Annotated in this window: 5 protein-coding genes; 2 read left to right on the forward strand and 3 right to left on the reverse strand. The window is 57.0% G+C overall.

Annotation, left to right across the window (positions count from 1 at the left end; genetic code table 11):
• Positions 1–211 precede the first annotated feature (211 nt).
• The 3 genes from AC33YF_RS13500 to AC33YF_RS13510 form a co-directional block, all read right to left on the reverse strand.
• A complete protein-coding gene (locus tag AC33YF_RS13500) occupies positions 212–652 on the reverse strand; it encodes a hypothetical protein (RefSeq protein ID WP_491777732.1) in 441 nt (146 codons plus the stop codon).
• 244 nt (positions 653–896) lie between these two features.
• Positions 897–1,400 carry a hypothetical protein gene (locus AC33YF_RS13505; RefSeq protein ID WP_491777733.1) on the reverse strand — a complete coding sequence of 168 codons (504 nt, stop codon included), beginning with the start codon at positions 1,398–1,400 and terminating at the stop codon, positions 897–899.
• Positions 1,401–1,426: 26 nt separating this feature from the next.
• Positions 1,427–1,723, reverse strand: a complete 297-nt coding sequence (locus AC33YF_RS13510) for a hypothetical protein (protein WP_491777734.1) — start codon at positions 1,721–1,723, stop codon at positions 1,427–1,429.
• Positions 1,724–2,227: 504 nt separating this feature from the next.
• Here AC33YF_RS13510 and AC33YF_RS13515 point away from each other — a divergent pair.
• Positions 2,228–2,638, forward strand: coding sequence for an META domain-containing protein (locus AC33YF_RS13515; RefSeq protein ID WP_491777735.1), 411 nt, complete (start codon positions 2,228–2,230; stop codon positions 2,636–2,638).
• 40 nt (positions 2,639–2,678) lie between these two features.
• Positions 2,679–2,926, forward strand: a 248-nt coding sequence (locus AC33YF_RS13520) for a Y-family DNA polymerase (RefSeq protein ID WP_491777736.1), incomplete at its 3' end; no start/stop codon positions are given.

The raw sequence follows: 2,926 nt of genomic DNA on the forward strand, positions 1-2,926 counted from the left end.
CGACAAGGATGCAAACGTCTAAATTCTATCTGATCAATGTCCGCTTTGGCTCATTAGCAGACATTATCGATAGGCTAACGCACATCTGCTTTGCATCCGAAACCAGAAATTCTCAACCTCCGCACTGAGATATGCTGAGGGTCAAAAGCTACGCCAGGTTGGCCATCAGCTAACTGCGATAACCTGCAGGCGTGCGCCAAATCCGCACTCCTTACTTCAAAGTGATTGCCAGACCGCTCAAATCTGCGTTCGCCATCAGTCCAACTTGGCGCCCTGTCAGTTCAAGAACGGCTCCGTTCTGGTTTGTGAGAACGATCGCTCGGACGCCACTGCCCACTGCAAGACCTGCACCCGCGGCCGCATAAACGCCGGCAACATCGGAAGCGCGTTGAATATTACTCACGCGCCCATGAAGCTCGGTCTTTGATCCACCAAACAGCAAACCGTAGTTGATTCCGCCCACACCCAGTCTGTAGGTCCGCCCGCGGAAGACCAATCTGCCGCTGCCACCTGATGCACCGATGAACCACCCACCCTTGTACACGGTGAGAGAAATGCTGCCGCTACCTGCATAGGCGCTCGGAACTAGAGCCAATGGCAGGGCAAGCAAAGCGGCGAAGATGGCACCGCGGAATAAGTCCAGGACTCGCATCTATGGGCATTTCCTCTGTCTGACTGGCCTCAACGGTACTATAGCGCCTTAGGCGCGAGATTGGTTGCGGGCGGCCGGCCCTACGAGCAGCCAATGACCGCTTTGAGTCATTAGCCGACATCATAGCCTAGCTGGCAAGGTCTGGTTTACGCCCGAAACCCCGGCATCCAAGGCCTCGCGATTGAGTGCTGCCTAGTGCAAGAAGCAAACATCTGCTTTGATCGATTAGCGAGATTCCAGAATTCTAGTCTTCCGGCTGGTTGAAGGTTACATCCACGATCGAAGCGTAAGCTAGCGCGACGCCGATCACGTAGGCCGCAGCGCTGATGCTGAGGCCGTAAAGCCAGCCCGTCTCTCGCCCGGAGTGAGTGCCTGGCAACGAAAGGTCGAGGGCATTCAGCACGAAATAACCAGCATACCCGACGACGGCAACTGCCAGAAGACTGACGACGCACAACCAAAAGGCAGCGTAGTCGCGTGACTCTGCTTCAAGCTCCTCGGCAGGAAACAGACCGTAGACTGCTCCAATCGCGATCATGCCAAGCGCACCTATTTGGACAGCATACGGACACCCAAGCCAGAGGGTCACATTCTCCAACTGTATCCAGTTTGGACCCTGCAACGAAGTTTGAAGGAGTCTGAAAAAAGGTGGAAGGCCCATGATGAGACCAAGAATAAACAAACCAAGGCCCCATCGGATGAACGATGCAGCCAGCAAGGAGACTTCGTCAACATCCTTCTTGGCCATGGCAACCTTCCGATCTCCGCCGGTCTCTATTTGTTCATTGCCTTCATCACAGCACCTACGATGCCGGTGAGCACGGCACCGCCGCCCGCTCCACCAAGGGCATTGCTGAGTAGGCCGCCTAGCGCGCCGCCTGTAGCCGGATCAGCACCCGCCGCGCCGCCGAGAACGCTCCCGAGAAGTGTGCCTCCAGCAACACCACCGACTGCACCGCTGATGATCTTGGTCAGCTGGCTCATAGCCACTTGTTGCAACACCGCACCGACAGCTTGACCGCCCAGTATGCCTGTAATGATTTGAGTAAGTATTGGAACTAGTGCTTCCATTACAAAAACCCCCCCTTCGTATGGGCAGAAAATTCAAGTCGCGGCTTTTGCGATTTCAAACGACAAAGACACGACGATTTAGGATATCAGGTCTTGCGATCAACACCTTAGCCATTAGTGAAGCTCTCCCTGACTTACACTGACGATAATAAGCGTTGGGTCCTTAGGCTCAAGCTGCAGTGCACCATGTTCGCTTTGGGTCATTAGCGGACATCAGCAGGCAATTTTGGGACGTCCGGTTTAAGCTACTAACCCGACGTTGCCGGCCCCGCTTGAGGGCCCCTTAGTGCCTGTCCCGGCCCTCAGCGCCTTGAGTGAGAGAGCCCACCGCTACCGTGCTGAAGCGCTAGTTCGTCGTCGAGATTGAGGACATCGGATGCAACGCTGATCGAGAAGCCATCACCTTCTCGCGCAGAGTATCCATCCCGCTTTCCGGACTGCCTCCTTGGTTCTAGAATAGCTTTCATGTCGCTACAGGCGAAGGTCACTTTGGGGGCGCTTTCAATGGGCCGTTGCGCATATCTCCGTGCCGCCCTGACTGTGCTCCTCGCGAGCCAATTCATGGTCGGCAATGCAGCAGCAGGACCGATAGACCTCGCTGGATCGGAGTGGGGCTTCGCTGGCGAGGCGGGCAGAACAGCCCGCTTCGTGCAGTTCCGCGCGGACGGCGTCGTGGGAGGTTCATCAGGCTGCAACCGATTCACCGGCGCCTACACGCAGAAAGGCGATGAACTCACGATGGGGCCATTGGCCTCCACACGGATGGCTTGCCCGCCTGAGGTGATGGGCAGAGAGCAGCAGTTTCTCACCATGCTTGGCAACGTTCGCTATGCAGAAACCGACGATCTAAAGCTCACTCTCAAGGACGGGAACGGCGAGGTCTTAGCCGAACTGGTGCGGCGCGATGGTGACTAAGCGAGAACTCACGTGGCCCCGCACCATCGCACATGCCGATATGGACGCCTTCTATGCGGCCGTGGAGCAGTTGGATGATCCAAGCCTACGCGGCAAGCCGGTACTTGTGGGGCCCCGCAGCAACCGCGGGGTTGTCCTCACGGCGAGCTACGAGGCGCGCCCCTATCGTGTAGGCAGTGCAATGCCAATGGCCGAGGCACGACGCTTGTGCCCCGATGCCGTGATCGTCCCACCTCGCTTCGATCGCTATCAGGACGTCTCACGCACCGTCATGGGTGTCTTCGCAAC

The sequence above is a fragment of the Methyloceanibacter sp. genome, from assembly GCF_058506495.1.